Origin of the sequence: Rhizobium nepotum 39/7 (assembly GCF_000949865.1) — a bacterium.
Taxonomy (GTDB): domain Bacteria; phylum Pseudomonadota; class Alphaproteobacteria; order Rhizobiales; family Rhizobiaceae; genus Agrobacterium; species Agrobacterium nepotum.
This window is the reverse complement of the sequence record NZ_JWJH01000008.1, coordinates 113,043-131,836: the sequence shown is the minus strand read 5'-3', so window position 1 is coordinate 131,836 and position 18,794 is coordinate 113,043. Positions and strand designations below refer to the sequence as shown.

General features: G+C 58.4%; 22 protein-coding genes and 1 pseudogene. 16 read left to right on the top strand and 7 right to left on the bottom strand.

Annotated elements, in window-relative coordinates:
• Positions 1 to 21 precede the first annotated feature (21 nt).
• The 7 genes from RS75_RS10590 to RS75_RS10560 all read left to right on the top strand — a co-directional run bounded on the left by RS75_RS10590 (position 22) and on the right by RS75_RS10560 (position 5,913).
• On the top strand, positions 22 to 702 hold the full coding sequence (locus RS75_RS10590; RefSeq protein WP_045020223.1) for a GntR family transcriptional regulator: 681 nt from the start codon (positions 22 to 24) through the stop codon (positions 700 to 702).
• 74 nt (positions 703 to 776) lie between these two features.
• Positions 777 to 1,517 (top strand): SDR family NAD(P)-dependent oxidoreductase, encoded by a 741-nt coding sequence (locus RS75_RS10585; RefSeq protein WP_045020107.1) that lies wholly within the window; start codon positions 777 to 779, stop codon positions 1,515 to 1,517.
• Positions 1,518 to 1,544: 27 nt separating this feature from the next.
• Positions 1,545 to 1,724, top strand: coding sequence for a hypothetical protein (locus RS75_RS10580; protein ID WP_045020105.1), 180 nt, complete (start codon positions 1,545 to 1,547; stop codon positions 1,722 to 1,724).
• Entirely contained in the window at positions 1,721 to 2,773 is a 1,053-nt protein-coding gene (locus RS75_RS10575; protein WP_045020103.1) for an ABC transporter substrate-binding protein, read from the top strand. Before RS75_RS10580 ends, RS75_RS10575 begins: the two co-directional genes overlap by 4 nt.
• Positions 2,774 to 2,872: 99 nt before the next feature.
• The gene (locus RS75_RS10570; RefSeq protein ID WP_045020101.1) at positions 2,873 to 3,952 is read left to right on the top strand and encodes an ABC transporter ATP-binding protein; all 1,080 of its coding nucleotides are present in this window, start codon (positions 2,873 to 2,875) and stop codon (positions 3,950 to 3,952) included.
• Positions 3,949 to 5,127, top strand: a complete 1,179-nt coding sequence (locus RS75_RS10565) for an ABC transporter permease (protein WP_045020100.1) — start codon at positions 3,949 to 3,951, stop codon at positions 5,125 to 5,127. The genes RS75_RS10570 and RS75_RS10565 overlap by 4 nt, the downstream gene beginning before the upstream one ends.
• Positions 5,128 to 5,130: 3 nt before the next feature.
• Positions 5,131 to 5,913, top strand: coding sequence for an ABC transporter permease (locus RS75_RS10560; protein ID WP_045020099.1), 783 nt, complete (start codon positions 5,131 to 5,133; stop codon positions 5,911 to 5,913).
• A 119-nt stretch (positions 5,914 to 6,032) separates the two neighbouring features.
• Here the strand turns inward: RS75_RS10560 and rsgA are convergent, their stop codons facing one another.
• The 4 genes and pseudogenes from rsgA to RS75_RS10540 form a co-directional block, all read right to left on the bottom strand.
• A complete protein-coding gene (rsgA, locus tag RS75_RS10555) occupies positions 6,033 to 7,055 on the bottom strand; it encodes a ribosome small subunit-dependent GTPase A (RefSeq protein WP_084686753.1) in 1,023 nt (340 codons plus the stop codon).
• Positions 7,056 to 7,086: 31 nt separating this feature from the next.
• Positions 7,087 to 7,287: a hypothetical protein gene (locus RS75_RS10550; protein WP_045020097.1), complete on the bottom strand. Its 201-nt coding sequence runs from the start codon at positions 7,285 to 7,287 to the stop codon at positions 7,087 to 7,089.
• Positions 7,288 to 7,423: 136 nt separating this feature from the next.
• A pseudogene (locus tag RS75_RS27065) lies at positions 7,424 to 7,576 on the bottom strand (MFS transporter); the annotation flags it as partial.
• Entirely contained in the window at positions 7,577 to 7,954 is a 378-nt protein-coding gene (locus RS75_RS10540) for a response regulator (protein ID WP_052679669.1), read from the bottom strand.
• Here RS75_RS10540 and RS75_RS27300 point away from each other — a divergent pair.
• Positions 7,917 to 8,546 (top strand): autotransporter outer membrane beta-barrel domain-containing protein, encoded by a 630-nt coding sequence (locus RS75_RS27300; RefSeq protein WP_084686769.1) that lies wholly within the window; start codon positions 7,917 to 7,919, stop codon positions 8,544 to 8,546. The genes RS75_RS10540 and RS75_RS27300 overlap by 38 nt on opposite strands.
• A gap of 48 nt (positions 8,547 to 8,594) precedes the next feature.
• On the opposite strand, the gene RS75_RS10530 is transcribed toward RS75_RS27300, so the two are convergent.
• On the bottom strand, positions 8,595 to 9,461 hold the full coding sequence (locus RS75_RS10530; RefSeq protein ID WP_045020094.1) for an aldo/keto reductase family oxidoreductase: 867 nt from the start codon (positions 9,459 to 9,461) through the stop codon (positions 8,595 to 8,597).
• 119 nt (positions 9,462 to 9,580) lie between these two features.
• Here RS75_RS10530 and RS75_RS10525 point away from each other — a divergent pair, with 119 nt between their 5' ends.
• From RS75_RS10525 to RS75_RS10510, 4 genes are all read left to right on the top strand, one after another.
• Positions 9,581 to 10,489, top strand: coding sequence for a LysR family transcriptional regulator (locus RS75_RS10525; RefSeq protein ID WP_045020093.1), 909 nt, complete (start codon positions 9,581 to 9,583; stop codon positions 10,487 to 10,489).
• A 234-nt stretch (positions 10,490 to 10,723) separates the two neighbouring features.
• Positions 10,724 to 10,975 (top strand): glycine zipper family protein, encoded by a 252-nt coding sequence (locus tag RS75_RS10520; protein WP_045020219.1) that lies wholly within the window; start codon positions 10,724 to 10,726, stop codon positions 10,973 to 10,975.
• Between the two features lie 305 nt (positions 10,976 to 11,280).
• Positions 11,281 to 11,658, top strand: a complete 378-nt coding sequence (locus RS75_RS10515) for a VOC family protein (RefSeq protein WP_045020091.1) — start codon at positions 11,281 to 11,283, stop codon at positions 11,656 to 11,658.
• An 18-nt stretch (positions 11,659 to 11,676) separates the two neighbouring features.
• The gene (locus RS75_RS10510) at positions 11,677 to 12,567 is read left to right on the top strand and encodes an arginase family protein (protein WP_045020217.1); all 891 of its coding nucleotides are present in this window, start codon (positions 11,677 to 11,679) and stop codon (positions 12,565 to 12,567) included.
• A 168-nt stretch (positions 12,568 to 12,735) separates the two neighbouring features.
• On the opposite strand, the gene RS75_RS10505 is transcribed toward RS75_RS10510, so the two are convergent.
• On the bottom strand, positions 12,736 to 13,218 hold the full coding sequence (locus RS75_RS10505; RefSeq protein WP_045020089.1) for a DUF305 domain-containing protein: 483 nt from the start codon (positions 13,216 to 13,218) through the stop codon (positions 12,736 to 12,738).
• Between the two features lie 189 nt (positions 13,219 to 13,407).
• Between RS75_RS10505 and RS75_RS10500 the strand changes: the two genes are divergently transcribed.
• The gene (locus RS75_RS10500) at positions 13,408 to 13,740 is read left to right on the top strand and encodes a YciI family protein (protein WP_045020215.1); all 333 of its coding nucleotides are present in this window, start codon (positions 13,408 to 13,410) and stop codon (positions 13,738 to 13,740) included.
• Positions 13,741 to 13,784: 44 nt separating this feature from the next.
• Here the strand turns inward: RS75_RS10500 and RS75_RS10495 are convergent, their stop codons facing one another.
• Complete coding sequence (locus RS75_RS10495) at positions 13,785 to 14,402, bottom strand: TetR/AcrR family transcriptional regulator (RefSeq protein ID WP_045020087.1); 618 nt, start codon at positions 14,400 to 14,402, stop codon at positions 13,785 to 13,787.
• 97 nt (positions 14,403 to 14,499) lie between these two features.
• Here RS75_RS10495 and RS75_RS10490 point away from each other — a divergent pair, with 97 nt between their 5' ends.
• The 3 genes from RS75_RS10490 to RS75_RS10480 all read left to right on the top strand — a co-directional run bounded on the left by RS75_RS10490 (position 14,500) and on the right by RS75_RS10480 (position 18,762).
• Positions 14,500 to 15,927 carry a coniferyl aldehyde dehydrogenase gene (locus RS75_RS10490; protein ID WP_045020085.1) on the top strand — a complete coding sequence of 476 codons (1,428 nt, stop codon included), beginning with the start codon at positions 14,500 to 14,502 and terminating at the stop codon, positions 15,925 to 15,927.
• Positions 15,928 to 15,968: 41 nt separating this feature from the next.
• Positions 15,969 to 16,430, top strand: coding sequence for a GFA family protein (locus RS75_RS10485; protein ID WP_045020083.1), 462 nt, complete (start codon positions 15,969 to 15,971; stop codon positions 16,428 to 16,430).
• Positions 16,431 to 16,614: 184 nt separating this feature from the next.
• Positions 16,615 to 18,762 carry a TonB-dependent receptor gene (locus RS75_RS10480; RefSeq protein WP_045020081.1) on the top strand — a complete coding sequence of 716 codons (2,148 nt, stop codon included), beginning with the start codon at positions 16,615 to 16,617 and terminating at the stop codon, positions 18,760 to 18,762.
• The last annotated feature ends 32 nt before the right edge of the window (positions 18,763 to 18,794 follow it).

The window sequence follows — 18,794 nt, the reverse complement described above, 5'->3', positions numbered from 1 at the left end:
CGCAATTTTTTGGACCAGTCCATGCCTGAATTTCCGATACTGGAATATGAAAACCTGAACAGTGTGATTTACGGCAAGCTGTGCGATGCCCTGATCCAGGGGCAATTCCGGCCAGGCGATCGGTTGAAGATCCGTGATCTCGCCGAGCAATTCGGCACGAGCGTAACACCGATCCGTGATGCCATCCTGCGGCTGGCCAATGATGAGGCGATCATCTTCCGTTCGCCGCGCGATATCCGGATTCCGGGCATGAATGAGAGCCGTTACAAAGAAATTCGAGCGATCCGTTTGCGGCTTGAAGGATTGGCTGCGGAAACCGCCGCGCAATTGGCAACGAGTGCCGATATCGCGGCGTTGGAGGGTATTTTGCGTGAAAACGAGCAGGCAATCGCCAATGGCGACCGGTTGAAAGGTACAGAACTCAATCAGGCCTTCCACTTCATGCTGCCGAAAATTGCCGGACTTCCGCTTCTGAACGGCATCCTGCGGCGGCTCTGGTTGCAGATGGGCCCGCATATTTCCGATGCCTATATTCAAGGTGGGCGGACGATGATCGACCATCATTATCCGGTTATCGACGCCCTCAAACGCCACGATTCTGCGGCTGCTTCCATGGCAATCGTCGACGATATCCTGCTCGGCGGGAAGCCTATACTGGAACGCCTGGAGCGGGAAAACGAGCGTCAGCTACGACAGGGATAGGCTTTGGAGAGAGAAGGCTTGCATTTCGCGGATTCCAAATTACGATGCATCAAACATCAACAGAGAATGCTCGAATGACCGAAGAACGGCGTTACATGTTGTTGACAGGGGCAAGCCGCGGCATAGGCCACGCCACGGTGAAGCTGTTTCAATCGAAGGGCTGGCGCATACTGACAGTGTCACGCCAACCTTTCTCCGAGGAATGTGCCTGGCCGTCGGCTCGCGAAAGCCATATTCAGGCGGATCTTTCCGACCTGACGCAGATTGACCGCCTCGCTGCAACCGTGCGGGAACGGCTACCCAATGGCCGGTTGCACGCGCTGGTCAACAATGCCGGCATTTCGCCGAAGGGGCCGGACAGGAGCCGCCTCGGCGTCACGGGCACGGACGCGGACATCTGGACGCAGGTGCTTAATGTCAATGTCGTATCGACGGCGCTGATCGCCCGCGCCCTGATACCGGAGCTTGAAGCGGCCAAGGGGTCGATCGTCAACGTCACCTCCATTGCGGGGACGCGGGTCCATCCATTTGCCGGTGTTGCCTATGCGGCGTCTAAGGCGGCCCTTGGCTCGCTGACGCGGGAAATGGCGCATGAATTCGGCCGCCGTGGGGTCAGAGCAAACGCCATCGCTCCCGGTGAAATCGAGACATCGATCCTGTCGCCCGGGACCGACGCCCTCGTGGCGGCGGAAGTGCCCATGCAGAGGTTGGGTGACCCGCGCGAAGTCGCAGAAACCATCTATTTTCTCTGCACGGAGCCATCGTCCTACATCAACGGCGCCGAAATCCACATCAACGGAGGGCAGCACGTCTGAAAACGATCCATTCGCCGTCGACCGGCAATGATCGTAAAGGTTCTATCGACTGAAGGCACCCAAAGGGAGATGGGTGAGCATCAGCCGGAAAGACTGCACGACATCGATATGCCAAAGGCGACGATGGACGACGATTTGCATGAAGAAATCATTATCGGAACAGGACCGATCGGTTCCTGCAATAACCAAAAAAGGGGAATGCCATGAAAGCTTTCGTGAAACCCGGAGTTCTGGCGGCCGTGGCCGTCATTGTGTCCGCAAGCCTTGTCTCGCCGGCCTTTGCGCGGGACCTGACCGTCGTCTCCTGGGGCGGCAATTACCAGGATGCGCAGCGCAACATCTACTTCAAACCCTTTGCAGAAAAGACGGGGAAACCGGTTTTGGACGAGGCTTGGGATGGCGGCATCGGTGTCATCCAGTCGAAGGTCAAGGCCGGCGCGCCGAACTGGGATGCGGTTCAGGTGGAAGCCGAAGAGCTGGCGCTTGGCTGTGCAGATGGTCTCTATGAGAAGATCAACTGGGACAAGATGGGCGGCAAGGACAAGTTTCTCGACTCCGCCGTCAATGATTGTGGCGTGGGCGCCATCGTCTGGTCGACCGCAATTGCCTATGATGGCGACAAGCTGAAGGTGGGCCCTGCAACCTGGGCCGATTTCTGGGATGTCAAGAAATTCCCCGGCAAGCGCTCGCTGCGCAAGGGACCGAAATACACGCTCGAATTTGCACTGCTCGCCGATGGCGTCTCAAAGGACGAACTCTATGATGTCCTGGCCACGGAAGAGGGCGTGGCGCGCGCGTTCAAGAAGCTCGATGAGCTGAAGTCCAACATCGTCTGGTGGGAATCGGGTGCACAGCCGCTTCAGTTCCTGGCATCAGGTGAAGTGGCGATGACATCGGCCTACAACGGCCGTATCACCGGCATAAACCGATCCGAAGGCAAGAATTTCAAGGTCGTCTTTCCCGGCAGCATCTACGCTGTCGACAGCTGGGTGGTGTTGAAAGACGCCGAGAACAAGGATGCCGCGCAGGACTTCATCGCGTTTGCAAGTCTGCCCGAAAACCAGGCCAAGCTACCGGAATTCGTCGCCTACGGTCTGCCGAACAAGGACGCCGCAGCCAAGGTCCCGGAGAAATTTGCCAAGGATCTGCCCACTGATCCGGCAAATATGACCGACTCGATACCGCTGAATGTCGATTTCTGGATCGACAATGCGGAGACGCTGACGCAGCGCTTCAACGCCTGGCTTGCCCAGTAAGGCCGTCCTCGCAGAAGGGCGCTCTAAAAGAGTGCCCTTCCTTTCTGGTCAGATGCATTTTTCCGTGGTTTCGCGGTGAGACGTCGTCTGCCTCAAGTGATGGAGTCTTCCGTGGCGGAATTCATTCGATTTGACAACATTACAAAATTTTATGGCCCGCTCTGCGTCGTCGAAAACCTCGATCTCGGCATAGACAAGGGCGAATTCGTCAGCCTGCTTGGCCCGTCAGGCTCCGGCAAGACGACGCTGCTGATGATGCTCGCCGGTTTCGAGCAGGCTACCTCGGGCACTATTTTGCTGGACGGCAATGCCATCAATAACGTGCCGACCTACAAGCGTGACATGGGTGTCGTGTTCCAGAGTTACGCATTGTTTCCCCATATGTCGGTTGGGGAAAATGTCGCTTTTCCACTCCAGATGCGCGGCATGGGCAAAGCGGAGATCGGCAAACGCGTTGCAAGGGCGCTGGACATGGTGCAGCTGTCAGCCTTTGCCGACCGTCGCCCGTCCCAGCTTTCCGGTGGTCAGCAGCAGCGCGTGGCGCTGTCCCGCGCCCTGGTTTTCGAACCACGCGTCGTTTTGATGGACGAGCCGCTCGGGGCGCTCGACAAGCAATTGCGCGAACAGATGCAACTCGACATCCGCGACCTGCATAGACGTCTTGGTCTGACCATCGTCTTCGTCACCCATGACCAGTCGGAGGCGCTGACCATGTCGGACCGCGTGGCCGTCTTCAACAAGGGCAAGATCGAGCAGATCGGAACGCCGCGGCAGGTCTACGACGAGCCTGCGACGCGCTTTGTCGCTGAATTTATCGGCGAAACCAATCTGGTCGAAGGCGTGGTCGAGGCGGTGCAGGCAGGCCAGGCTGTTGTCCGCCTCCCATCCGGCGCTGAAGTCTTATCGGCTGTTTCCGCCACGGTTTCCCCCGGCCAGACAGTGTATGTGTCCATCCGCCCTGAACGGGTCGATCTCAGCGAGACGCGAGGCGAGGCGCACAATTGTCTGGAAGCGGAGATCACCGACTCGGTTTATCAGGGGGATCATCTGCGTGTTCAGTTGCAGAATGCATCGCATCAGCTGATCGCGAAGCTTGGCCGGCGATCCCGCGAGTTTCAGCCGGGCACCAAGGTCTACGCCGCCTTTTCGGCCGATGACTGTCGGGTCATTTCGCCATGAAAGCGCTGACATCCCGAACCAGCCGGTCGCTGCTTCTGCTGGCGCCACTGCTCGTCTTCCTTCTCGGCTTTTTTGTCTGGCCGCTGTTCAGCATGATGTCGCAGTCGGTGTCCGATACCGCCGTGCTGCGCCTGCTGCCGCGCAGCGCCGAAGTGCTTCCGGGATGGGACCGAATCTCGCCGCCGAGCAGCGCCATGCAAACCGCGCTGATGGACGATTTGAAGGCTGTCGCTGACGATCAGGCGCTTGGCGACATGGTGCGCCGCCTCAATAGCGCCCGCTCCGGTTTCCGCACGCTGATGTCGAAGACCACCAGCGCGCTCGCAGATACGGCAAATCCGCCCGTCGATCTCGTTACCATCGACAAGCGCTGGGAGAAGCCGGAATTCTGGTTGGCAATTGCCGATGCGCTATCGCCGCTGACGGACCGGAACCTGCTGGCCGCCGTCGATCTCGGTCGCAACGCGACCGGGCAGATCGAACACCTGCCCGCCGATCAGTCGGCCAACCGCACCATTCTCATTCGCACATTCTGGATCGCGGGCCTCGTCACCTTCGCCTGTGCATGTATCGGTTTTCCCTATGCGATCATCGCGGCTTCGCTCACCGGCTGGAAGCGTGACCTGATGCTGGGCGCCGTCCTCCTGCCCCTCTGGACCTCGCTTCTTGTGCGCACCGCGGCCTGGTTCATCCTTTTGCAGGAAAAAGGGCTTATCAACGATGCCTTGCAAATGCTTGGCCTGATCGATAGCCCGCTGCCGCTGATCTTCAACCGCACGGGCGTCATCATCGCCATGACCCATGTGCTGCTACCATTCATGGTGCTGCCGATCTATTCGGTGCTGATCACCATTCCGAAGAACCTGATGCCGGCGGCGGCATCGCTGGGCGCCCATCCGCTACGCGCCTTCCTGCGCGTGCTACTGCCGCTCAGCCTGCGAGGTGTCGCCTCCGGTAGCCTGCTCGTGTTCATCTCGGCGATCGGCTATTACATCACGCCCGCGCTGATCGGCGGGCCGGGCGATCAGATGATCTCATCGATCATCGCGTTTTACGCCATCGGGTCGGCGAACTGGGGCATGGCCGGCGCACTGGGCGTAGTCCTGCTGGTCGCGACATTGATTCTCTACAGCGTCTATGCGCGGCTCTCCGCCGAAGAATCGGAAAGGTATTAAGCCATGCCGATGAAGCTCACCAAACTCGCTTTCGCGTCGATGACGATGCTCTTCCTTGTGGCGCCACTCATAGCCATCCTGCCGCTTGCCTTCACCTCCAGCGTCATCCTCACCTATCCAATCCCATCCTGGTCGCTGCGCTGGTTCGAAGAACTGTTCACGGCGGATGCCTGGCGGCGGGCGATCGTCAACAGCATCATCATCGGCACGGGAACGACCTCGCTTGCGACCGTGCTCGGTACGGCAGCGTCACTCGGTTTGCGCAACCGGCTCATCTTCTTTCGCGGAACGATGCGCACGCTTTTTCTTCTGCCGATGGTCGTGCCGGCGGTCGTTCTGGGCGTTGGAATGCAGGTACTGCTTGCGCGCTTCGGCCTGACAAACAGCTATGCCGGTGTGATTATCGCGCACACCGTCGTTGCCGTCCCCTTCGTCGTGGTCAGCGTGACAGGCGCGTTAGCCGGAATCGACAGGCGCGTGGAACTCGCTGCAGAAAGCCTCGGTGCTTCGCCCATAACAGTCTTTCGACGCGTCACTCTGCCGCTTGCCATGCCAGGCGTCCTGTCCGGGGCCGTCCTGGCATTCGCAACCTCGCTCGATGAAGTCGTCTTGACGCTCTTCGTCGCCGGTCCGAACCAGCGCACATTGGCACGGCAGATGTTTTCCAGCATCAGAGAAAATATCAGCCCCGCAATTGCTGCCGCCGCATTCCTGTTCATCGTCGTCACAGTGGTTGTCGGCCTTATTGTCGTGCTGTCGCGTTTGACTTTGGCAAAGCGACGGTAGTGACTTCACATGAGTAGAGCCCTCTATGTCTGGCGCAATACATACCCGGTTCCCAGACAGGAAGATCGCCCCCAGGAATTCACGGGGCGAAACTTCATATCTTCAAGGTGTGCAGAGCCTCAATATTTTTTCTTTCGAACGCTTTTGTTGCCGCGTGGTCCGCTGATGACGGGTGTTCTGTCGCGGTTTTCTGAAACAAGGCGTCTCCAGCGGTCGACGCGGTCTGCGGCCAAAGCGCCGCTTTTGACTGCTGCCTGAACGGCGCAGCCCGGCTCATGCGCATGGGTGCAATCACGAAATCGGCAAAGCGGCGCCAGTTCCACTATGTCGGAAAAAAGCGTGTCGATCCCGTCCGTGACATCACTGACAAGGAGCGTTCTTATTCCCGGCGTATCTATAACCCAGCCGCCGCCTGCAATAGCATGCAGCGATCGTGCGGTCGTGGTGTGACGGCCTTGTGCGTCATATTCACGAATGGTCCCGGTTTTCTGCATTGAGTCAGATTCAGGTCCAATCAGCGTGTTCACGAGTGTCGACTTTCCGACACCGGAAGATCCTACCAGGGCGATCGTTTGGCCAATGCCACACCAGGGGCTCAAAAGAGCAATTGCATCGGCAGAGCGCCCGTTCAAGGCAACGACAGGTAGGTCACGCTGCAAAGCTTCGGCCTGGGCTTGAAACAGGCTAACGTCGGCCGCGGTGTCAGCTTTCGTCAAAACGATTACCGGCTTGGTTCCTGCTTGGTTAGCCGTGATCAGATAACGTTCTAAACGGTCAATATTGAAATCGGCGTTGCACGATGTCACGATCAACAGTGTATCGATGTTGGCAGCAACAAGTTGCTGGCCGCGTCCGACCTCTGGTCGTCGCTGAAACAGGGTCTTTCGGTCGAGGCGGCTGACGAGCATGCCGGACAGGGGATCGGCAAGTATCCAATCGCCCACCGCGAGGTCAGCCGTGTTAACATCGGCTGGAATCTCCACCTTGACTGGCCCTGTGACGCCGATCGCCTCGATGCGTGTCCGGTGAACCGACGCTACGCGCCTGGGCAACAGCTCTGTTTGGCTCGGGCCGATCTGGTCGGCGAAAAAGTCAGACCAGCCAAGCGACGCCAGGGCTGAGGGGAGATGGGAGTTTGTCAAATTCTGCTTCGCAATCGTTGATCGGGTTTGCCTATGATTTTCGCAGGCTTCCTGCCTGATTGCTCTGATGATCTCGCTTTGGCAACGATTTTGCGTAAGCGGCAGCTTCGCCGGAGTAGGGGAAACTCTCTCCTAGCTGACGTTCACCATCGTGAACTTCGAAGGCAGGACCGTCGATTTCGACGATCTTGTACCCATTCACATATTCAAACTTCGGTGTTTTCCAGCCCATAAATGCCCTCCGGTTTCGTCGAATATTTTCGACCCTTGAAGATGATGTCCGACCGTTACAATCAGCAGTCCACTACTCTATCAGGTGTTTGCACAGAAGACGAACCAGCCGACATCGGTTCTATGACTTTAACGTTCGCCAATCCCGCTTCACCCTCGGTGATCTGCGCAATCGGCGTCAGGAGGCTGGCGGGAAAGGCCTCCGGGTCCATCAGAAGGATTGTCAGGAGCGGCAAGCAGATGACGGCACTTTGAGACGCATGGTCGGTGCAATCAGCGGTGAGCCTGATTCAGCTGGAAAGGGGTTGAAACGCTTCAGCAATTGCTTTTTGCAGTTCGTCTCCATCAACCGGCTTGCTAAGGAGGCGGTAGCCGCTTTCCGATATCGATTTCAATACGGACGGAGAGGTGTCCCCCGACAGCAGGAATGCCGGTATTGATCGGCCCATATATTGCTGGAGTTCGCCAATAACATCCAAACCCGTTGCTCCGTTCTCCAGCCTGTAATCCGCTATTATGAGATCTACAGGCGATCGACTGTGGTCTGACATTGTTGTGTGAAGCTGCATTACTTCCCTGGCCGACCTCCCGGCATAGACACGGTATCCGACCACTGTGAGGAGTTGACGGATGGCATTGAGCACATCGGGCTCGTCATCGACGACCATAATGCATCGGGAGTGCCTTATGGGATCTGCAATATGTGGAGGAGCGAGCGGCGATGGACGGGCGGCCCGCGGAATGCTGACGGAGAACGAAGAGCCTCGACATTCCGCGGACTCTATCTTCAAGGGATGTCCAAGCAGATCTGCGGTGCGCCGAACGATCGACAAACCGAGCCGCAGGCTTCGAGCCCTTTGCGAACCTGGCTTACGTGCACCTGCAAACCGAGGTATCGGGCAAGACGGTTCAGCCGGGCTGAAGTCACAAAGCGGAAATGACGATAATCTTTTCACGACGCTGGGCGTGCGTGTTCAGGGCGATATTCCCACAGGCGACAATTCGAGGCTGACGGCGCGCGGTATGCTGGGATGGCGGCATGCTTTCGGGGATGTCTCGCCTGAAACCGAACTGACATTCACCAGAGGATCGGCCTTTTCGGTGGAGGGTTCTCCGCTGGCAAGGGATGCTTTCATCGTTGAGGCAGGTATCGATTATTCCCTGACGAAGGCCGTAACACTGGGCGTTTCCTATTCCGGGCAAATATCGTCCGCCGTACAGGCGCACGGAGTGCGCGGCGATCTCGTCTGGAGGTTCTGAGTACCTGACACCTCGGCTCAGGCTAAAGCGACAACCGTCAATCCAGATTCAATCGGCGATCGTCGCAAGAGCAGTCATGGCGCTATCCGGGAGATCGAGGGATGCGGCCGCAAGGTTCTGGCGCAGATGCACTCGCGAAGACGTGCCGGGAATAAGCAGGATATTGGCTGACCGTTTCAGAAGCCAGGCGAGCGCTACCTGTAGCGGCGAGGCGTCCAGGCGCGTGGCGACATCTGAGAGCACCGTCGATTGCAGCGGAGAAAAGCCTCCGAGCGGAAAGAATGGAACATAGGCGATGCCCCGCGTTGCGAGCACGTCTATCAGGGCATCGTCCTGTCGATGCGCCAGATTATATTGGTTCTGCACGCAAACGATCTCCACCATCTTTCCAGCGTCCGTAATCTGCCGGGCTGTGACGTTCGACAGACCGATATGCCGGATCAGTCCCTGCCGTTGCAGATCTGCCAGTACCGCAAGGGGCGCTTCGAGCGATCCTTCGGCGGGACCGTGCACGTCGAGCATCGCCCGCAGGTTGACGACATCCAGCGCCTCCACACCAAGATTGCGAAGATTATCGTGCACCGCCTGGGTCAGTTCCTCTTTCGAGAAGGCCGGGTTCCAGGAGGCATCGTCACCGCGGGTCGCTCCGATCTTTGTGACGATCAGGAGATCATCAGGATAGGGATGCAGCGCCTCGCGAATGATCTGATTGGTAATGTGCGGCCCATAGAAATCGCTCGTGTCGATATGATTGATGCCGTTGTCCACTGCCTCTCGCAGTACTGCGACCGCTTCATCGCGATCTTTTGGCGGGCCGAAGACCCCTTTACCGGCTAACTGCATGGCCCCGTAGCCCATCCGCCTGATGTTGCGGCCAGCAAGTGGGAAGGTCCCAGCGTGGTTGAGTGCTGTCATTTGATTTCTCCCGTTGTCTGCCTCCAATATAGAGTTGATGTAATTGAAGTCACAATTGGCTATAGTCAGGACAGCCTGTCCGGAAATACGGACAATGCAATGTCGGCGGGAGGTGCCATATGCCAGACTTCAACGATATCAGTGCGTTCCTGTTGGTTGCTCGTGCTCGTGGCTTTCGTCAGGCAGCGCGTGCCAGTGGCATTAGTTCGTCGGCGCTCAGCGATGCGATCAAGCGCCTGGAAAATGAGCTTGGGATACGCCTTCTCAATCGCACCACCCGCAGCGTTCTGCCAACCGAAGCCGGCAGTGAACTGCTTCGACGACTGGATCCCGCCTTTGCGGAAATCCACTCGGCCCTCGATCAGGTCAATAGCGATCGCGATCGGGTGGCAGGCTCGCTGAAGCTCAACGTCCCGGTCAGTGCCGCCCGGCTGGTCCTGCCGGGCATCGTTCCACCGTTTCTCGCTGCCTATCCGGATATTCGCTTGGAAATCGTCACCGACGAGAATTTTGTCGACATCATTTCCGCCGGTTGCGATGCGGGTATCCGGTATGACGAGCGGCTTGAACAGGACATGATCGCGGTGCCAATCGGACCTCGCACACAGCGCTTTGCCCTTGCCGCAGCACCGCAATATCTTGCTGTGCAGGGGCGTCCCAACCATCCGCGAGACCTGCTTGGGCATGCCTGCATTCGAGGTCGTTTCGCCGGTCGGGCCGTCACGTCCTGGGAATTCGAACGCGGCGGCGAGACGGTGGTCATCGATCCGCCGGGCCAACTCCTCGTACAATCGGGCGGCGGCACGGATCTTGGCGTCAGCGCTGCCATTGCCGGTATGGGTATCGTCTATCTCTTCGAGGATTGGCTGGAGCCGCATCTGGCAAGCGGCGCACTCGAGCCCCTGCTGGAGCCGTGGTGGCTGAGCTTCTCAGGCCCCTATCTCTATTATCCCGGCCGCCGGCTGGTGCCGGCACCTCTCCGTGCCTTCATCGACTTCATCAAGGGTGGCAAGAAGGTGGAATCATAAAGTGTTTGCGATCGCCCTCAGTTGCAGATGTGCCGTCTGTTCGGTTCACGCTCATTTGCGAGAGAGTGCCCGACCGATTTGAGTCGACCTTCAATTACTTCGGAACTTTGGGCAGTGGACTTGGTTCGATGACTTCACCGTGACGGTCCGGCCGAAGCCAACACTCGGCCTGTCGCGTCGCCTTGGTGGCCCGAAGGAGTCTTTTATCGGGAGCAAACTGGAATGGAGGTTCAAATGCACAAGTTTCTCATTATCGGATGCGTAGGGTTGGGTCTGACAGCTTGCACATCGACGGAAAAGGGTGCCGGGATCGGTGCCGCCACGGGCGCCGTCGTCGGCGGTGTGGCGACGGGCAACGTTCGCGGCGCTGCGGTCGGTGCGGCCGTGGGGGGTGTATCCGGCGCCTTGATCGGAAATGTAGCAGGACAACCCGGCCGCTGCTATTATCGCGACCGCGACGGAAATCGTTATGTCGATCGATGCTGAGCGTTTTCGGACCTTCGGCGGCAAGGGCTGAAGCCGTGCCTTCGATCGGCTGATTGCGTCGGCTGAGTGTTGCTGTCTCATCGTGTATGGCGGGTGGAGAGTTCGAATTTCCGTGACATGTTTCCGACACCGAGTTGCGGAGCCACTACAGTCAGGCGACCTTTCCCAGCAATTCATATCTAGGTCTGGTTCGACGAGGCCCAGGCGGTGACGCCGTTCGACCCGAGCACCATCGCGGCATGCAGCGACGAGGGAACAATGATCGGAGGCAGTCGTTACGGTACGAAATTGGAACGGAGGGCGTTGTGATCCACCATGTTTCGGTAGGGACGAATGATGTCGGGCGTTCAAAGCGCTTCTACGATGCCGTTTTGCCGATCGTCGGCATAGTGCCGATGGCCGAGGACGAGGGAGGACTGGGCTACGGAAGCGGGACGTTTCACTTCAGCGTTCAGGTGCCGATCGATGGAAAACCAGCGACTGTCGGCAATGGCAGTCATATTGCTTTTGCCGCCGAGGATCGTTCGATGGTCGATCGATTTTACGCGGCGGCATTAAAATACGGTGGCAGCGACGATGGCCCTCCGGGGCTGCGGCCAAACTATGATGCCAACTATTACGGCGCGTTCGTTCGCGATCCGGACGGTCACAAGATCGAGGCAGTGACTTATTCTGCGAAATAGCCGCTGATGGAGGCGCGCATGCAGACCCTTCCCTATGCAATTCTTGAAGCTCCCTCCACGCTGGGCCTGGCGACCGATGGTGTGGAGCACTTGCCCGACCGGCTCTTGAGCCTCGGGCTCGCGGAGCGCATCCATGCGCGCCGCGCCGGGCGGCTGGCGGTGCCTCCAAAGGATCCGGCTCCCGATCCCGAGACCGGCGTCCTGAATGCAGGAGCAATCGCGGCGTGGTCACCCAAGCTTGCCGACGCGGTGGAAGCTGTGCTCGATACGGGCGAATTTCCGATAGTACTCGGCGGAGATTGCACGATCGTGCTGGGCTCGATGCTCGCGTTTCGACGGCGTGGCCGCTACGGTCTGCTTTTCATCGATGGCAACGCCGATTTCTTTCAGCCGGAGGCGGAGCCCAACGGCGAGGGCGCCTCGATGGACCTTGCCCTGGTCACCGGCTATGGCCCGTCGCTCCTGACCAATATCGAAGATCGCGGTCCTCTGGTCCGCCCCCAGGACGCGGTTGCCTTCGCGTACCGCGATCATAAGGATCAGGAGGAATACGAAAGCCAACCGCTTCCCAGTGAACTCAAGGCGATCGACCTTCCCGCCTTGCGTGCGAAAGGCATCGAGGCCGCCGCACGTGAAGCGGTCGACCACCTGACGCGAGAGGAACTGGACGGCTTTTTTATCCACCTCGACGCCGATTGCCTCGACGACGCCATCATGCCGGCTGTCGATTTCCGCGTGCCGGGCGGGTTGTCGTGGGAGGAACTCGGGACCGCGCTGCAGGTCGCCATGGCGAGCGGCAAGGCAGTCGGCATCGAAATCACCATCTATAATCCGCGCCTAGATAAGGACGGCAGCGCCGGGCGCGGCTTTGCCGACATACTGACCACAGCACTCGGAAGGCGCGTGTAGAAGGCGGGGTCCGGCCGCATATCGATGCCATCTTCGGTGGGAAAAGGAATGTGTCCCGCGAAAAGATCGTGCGGCAGGCGTCATCACGGCTGTGACGCGAAAGACGCCGATCAAATGGGAACAAAGGTTCAACGGAATGGTTCGGCGGCCGTGCCGCGTTGGAGGCGGTCAGTTAAGACGGGCCTGAATGGCATTCATCTGCTCGATTTCCTCACGCTGGCCGCGCGAAATTTGCGAGCATAATGCGACGAGTTCCTGATCCTGGAGATCCGCGTCTTCGCACATGAGGATTGCACCGGAATGATGCGGGATCATCGAGGCGATGAACTGTCTATCGTCTATGAAAGCCTGCGTGCGCGTTCCGGCGAAGGCGGCCACAAACAGGATTGCCAGACCGGCATATATGAGTGCGTTTAACCTGTTGTTCCTGTACATGCCGCCCATGGTGGCAAGCATGATGATGCCCATCGGCGCAACCATCGTCAGCGCCATGTAGAGCATGTTGAGGTTGTTCCGGAAATCGCCCCATCCGTCGATCATGGAGAACATGACGAAGTACATGACAACAAGACTGAGGAGCATGTTGACGGCGAACATCGCGTATGGGCGTCTGCCCATGTTCTCCTGTCCACTATGGTCGTGATCTTGCATGATCGGTTCCCTTCGGCTTTTAGTCGCTGGATGAGAATGAATTTTCCGATGGCGCCGCTGCCGCTGGAAAACGAATTTCTCTTAACCTCAAAGGCGCGGTTTGGTTCCCGTTCCCGGAACCGGCTTCAGGTCGTAGCCGTTGACTGGCAATTCTCAAGGCCTCCACATTCCCCGAAAGGAGCCGACACCATGCCCAAGTTCATCACAATCGGATATGGAGATCCGGCGGACTACGAGCGCACGCCCGGCCCCGTCAGGGACGCCGCCCATAACCAGGATGCGAAATTGCGATCCGAAGGCGCGGTGATCGGGATTGCCGGTCCGCCGGTGCAGGTCCGCAATCCAGAGGCCCGTGGCATGGAAACCCGCGATGGGCCGTTCATGTCGTCCGCCTTGCCGATCGCCGGATTTGCCATCATAGAAGCCGCAGACTTAGCCGAAGCCATTGAAAAGGTTTCGCACGTTCCCTGCGCGGTGGCGCACGGCGTCGTTGAAGTCTGGCCACTGAAAGAGATAGGCTGATCTGAGCGGCAGTCGACTGGGTGCGGGTATTCCTGCATGCGGAGCTAGTCTTCTGGTGCTGTATTCTCCAAACCTTCCACCAATGTGCTCAAGGCCGAATCCAAAGGGGAAAATCCAACTTTCTCAGGCACCAGGAGCCCATCAATCGCAAGCATGGTCATGCCGTGGATGAGCCCCCACAAGGTCGCCGCCTGGCCTTCTATCGGCCGTTTGCGAATGCGCCCCGCGGCCTGGCCCCGTCGAAGGATTTCGAGCGCCTGATCGAAGACCGCGAGCGCCCGCTCATTGAGATGCATTCCCGCGATTTTTTCCTCTCCAGCGCTGAACATCAGGCGGTAGAGGGCAGGGTTGTCCATCCCGAACGCGACATAGGCGTGAGCCACAGGCGTGATTTCGTCGCGGAGAGACTGGGGCGCTTCAGGCTTGGCGGCCGATAGAGACTCCCGCAGCCGGTCGAAACCAATCATTGCAATCTCTGCAAGGAGCGCGGCCTTGTCCGGAAAGTGCTTGTAGGGTGCAGCGTGGCTTACGCCAGCCCGGCGGGCGACTTCCCGCAGCGTGAACTGCCAGTTCTTGTCCTCCTGAAGCATATCCAATGCCGTCTCGATAACTGCGCGACGCAGATCACCATGATGATAGGGGCGGTTTGGGGTGTCCTGCATGGTGCCTCGAAGTTTCTTTCGACTACATTGTTGACAGTGACTACTTATGCGCCTATCTCAAGCGCATAAGTTTCTTTTGTCTACATTGGAGTGGACCATGAACGCAATCGACAAATTGACCGCCCCTGATCGGTTAGGCAGTCTTCTCGCCGACCAGCGTGCTGCCTTCCTGCGTGACGGAGCGCCGTCGCTGGCGCAACGACGCGCTGATCTGTCGAAGTTCAGGTCCACGATAATCGGGCACCGCAAAGCGATCGAAGACGCCATCAATGCCGACTTTGGACATCGCTCGAGGTATGAGACGGCGATCATGGAGGTTGGAGGGGTCGCGGAGGGAACGAAATATCTGATCCGCAACCTTCGTAAATTCATGGCGCCTTCCCGCCGTCACGTTGCTCTGCACATGCGGATGGGCAATGCCCGCATTGAGTATCAGCCGCTTGGCGTCGTCGGCGTGATGTCGCCGTGGAACTATCCGGTGAACCTGGCGCTGATGCCGGTCGCAACCGCCATCGCCGCCGGCAACCGGGTGATGTTGAAGCCTTCCGAGTTCACGCCCGTGACGAATGCGCTGCTCGCAAAAATGTTCGGTGAGATTTTCTCCGAAGAGCAGTTCGCGATCGCGAACGGTGATGCGGCGGTAGGGGCGGCATTCGCGGCCCTGCCGTTTGACCATCTCGTCTTCACCGGCAGCACTGCGGTGGGGCGGGCTGTGATGAAGGCTGCGAGCGACAACCTCGTACCGGTCACACTTGAACTGGGCGGCAAATCGCCGGTCATTGTCGCCAAAGGCCATTCCCTCGACCAAGCGGCGGCGTCGATTGCTTTCGGCAAGCTGCTTAACGCCGGGCAGACGTGCATCGCCCCTGACTATGCACTCGTCCACGAAAACGACGTCGAGCCATTCATCGAGACGTATGGCCGGAAAGTCGCGTCTTTCTATGCGGACGGGCCGACGAGCGAACACTATACTTCCATCATCAATGAGCGGCACCACGCCCGGCTCCAGAGCCTGATCGAGGACGCCAGAGCCAAGGGTGCGCAGATCGTCGAGGTTGGTAATCGGCCCGGCGATGCATCCACTCGCCGCAACACGCTGGCGCCAACCGTCGTATTCGGCGTGACAGACACCATGCGCATCGCTCACGAAGAGATTTTCGGCCCGGTTCTACCGGTATTTCCCTACCGCGACATCGCCGATGCGGTTGCCTACGTAAACGCCCGGCCTCGGCCGCTCGCGCTTTATTATTTCGGTGCCGATGACGAAGATCGACGCATGGTGCTGAGCCAAACAACCTCAGGCAACGTCACCATCAACGGCACGATCATGCACATCGCTCAGGATGACTTGCCCTTCGGCGGCGTCGGGGCCAGCGGCATGGGTGCTTACCATGGCATTGAGGGCTTCCGTACCCTCAGCCACGCCAAGGGGATTTATGAGCAGGGTCGCTGGAATCTTTCCAACCTGCTCCATGCCCCGTTCAGACAGCCGATCGATATCATCCTCAAGATGATGCTTCGATAACCGGCGTGCCGTCATCAAGCCAAGCTCAGGAGCATCCGAACATGACCCCCTACACATCGCTGCCGCTGCGCGGTTCCTGCGAATGCACTGCCTGCTCTTTCGAGGTGCATGCCGAGCCGAAAGCAAGGTTCCGATGCCACTGCCTGATTTGCCAGGCGTTCAACGGCAAACTATTCGCGGATGTGGTCGCCGTTCGCGCCAAGGATGTGACGTTGAAGAATGCCGATAATGTCTCATTCAAGAAATACCGTTCGCCGCCGAACTTCGACCGCGGGCTCTGCCGGACCTGCGGCAAGCCCGTTGTGGAGGTTGCGGGCGTCGGGCCGTTCAAGGTGATGTTCATTCCAGCGTACAATTTTGGGGCTGAGGCCCAGCTCCCGCCGGCTCGGATGGATATATTCTATCACCGTCGCGTGCTGGATATGTCGGATAGCTTGCCCAGATACAGCGGCTATTTCGCGAGCGAGCTGGCGGTCGGGAAAATGATCATGAGCGGACTGTGACATAGTGAGCCAACCTAACTGACGGCGACGACCCCAAGCCCAGACCGCGACTGACAACCACGCACAACCCTAGCGCTGAATCAAAATTGACTTTTTTAATCATGTTATTTACTCGGCTTTGATCGAAGCGTGAGGTCTCGAATCAACCGAAGCCTGCGATCGGCAATTTTATCGAGGATTTGCTATGAATACCCGCATGGGATGCGCGATCGCGTTGGCGATTTTGGTCAGTGAGACGGCCTCCGCCGAAGACACGATCCAACTTAAACCAATTATCATTGCAGGTGATAAGGACGAAACTTCCACGATCGGGACATTGCCGGACGAGTATGCGGGCGGTCAGGTCGCAAAAGGTATGCGACTTGGCATACTCGGGGACCGGGATTTTATGGATATTCCATTCAATGCCACGGCCTACACGTCGCAGAAGATTGAGGATCAGGGCGCCCGTACCGTCGGCGAGGTAATGGATAATGATCCATCTGTCCGAAATACTCACTCATCCGGCGGAATGCTGGACTCCTTCTACATCAGGGGATTCCCGATCGGTGAAGGCAATTTCGGGGAGATCGCGTTTGACGGTGTTTACGGTGTTGCACCGACCTACCGCGTTTTCACTGATTATGCCGAACGTATCGAGGTGCTGAAGGGGCCGACGGCGTTCCTCTATGGCATTTCACCCAACAGCGCTGTCGGCGGCACCATCAATATCGTTCCGAAGCGCGCTGGCGATCAGGACCTGACACGGGTGACTACTGACTACGCTTCGGAGATGCAGGGCGGGGTTCATCTCGACCTGTCCCGTCGTTTCGGCGATGAGCGCCAGTTCGGTGTCCGGTTCAATGGCAGCGTTCACGGTGGCGACACGCCGATCGACGATCAGGACCGAAACTTCTTTCTGGGTTCGCTGGCCCTGGACTACGAAGGAGAGAACCTTAGAGCCACGCTCGATGTTATCGGGCAATATGAAAAATATGATGCGTTATCGCGTCCGTTCTACCCAGGAAGCCGCCTTGCGGCGATCCCGAGTGCGCCTGACGGTTCGTTGAACGTACAGCAGTCGTGGGAGTGGTCGAAAAGCACGGAGCGGTCGGTTCTTGGACGATTCGAATATGATCTGACCGATGATGTCACCTGGTTCAGCGCGGTGGGGGGCGGCACCTCCCATGTCCATCGTCTGTTCGGCCTGCCCACCATCCTCAACTCCGCCGGCGACATCAGCACCATGCCGCAAAATGGCGTCTTCGATGTCGACAGGCTAACGGCGGAAACCGGTCTGAGGGGGAAGTTCGATACCGGTCCGATTGCGCATGTCATGACCCTGCAGGCGAGTTATCTAAAACAGGGCCTCGACCGTGCCATCGTGTCTGGAACGACCGATCTCAGCAACATGTATGATCCGTTAAGCCGGGTTGAGCAGTTCGTGGCCAATCCGAGCTCTGTGCCAAGAGTATCGGAAAGCACGCTCTCGGGTATTGCGCTGTCCGACACCCTGTCGATGCTGGATGAACGATTGCAACTGACCGTCGGCGGCCGCCTTCAGCAGATCGATTCGAAGAACTTCAATACGGCCACGGGTACGGTTTCCTCCTCGTCGGATGAGGATGCAGTCACGCCGTTGGTGGGTATCGTCGTCCGGCCCTGGGATGCCGTTTCCTTCTATGCAAACTACGCCGAGGGGCTCAGCATTGGCGACACGGCGCCAATTACTGCGGTCAATTCCGGTGAAACGCTCGCTCCGTACCGCACCACCCAATACGAGATCGGCACGAAGTTCGACTTTGGTCAGGTTGGGATGACGATCAGTGCGTTCCAGATCGAAAAGCCCTTTGGTCAACTGGAGCCGACGAGCGGAGGCCTCCTGTTCTCGGCGGGAGGCGAGCAGCGCAATCGGGGACTTGAGTTTAATGCCTTCGGGGAGGTCACGGACGATGTTCGCCTGCTCGGCGGGCTGATGCTGATCGACGGTGCGCTGACGAAAACATCAAATTCGCAGACGCTCGGAAACAAGCCTGTTGGGGTTCCCTCCGTCCAGGCGAACATTGGCATGGAATGGGATACGCCGTTTCTTGAGGGGTTCACTGTTTCGGCCAATGTGATCCATACCGGAGAACAGTATATCAATACGGCTAACAGCCTGAAAATCCCGTCCTGGACGCGGCTGGATCTGGGCGCACGCTACAAGACGGAAATCGAGAACAGGCCGGTAACAGTCCGCGCCTCCGTCGAAAACGTCTTCGACAAGGATTACTGGTCGGGCGTGGCAAGTTACAGCACGATCGCGCAGGGCGCGCCGCGCACGTTCAAGATCTCCATGACGACCGATTTTTGAGAACCTAAAGCTGGGACCGGTTACACCTTGTT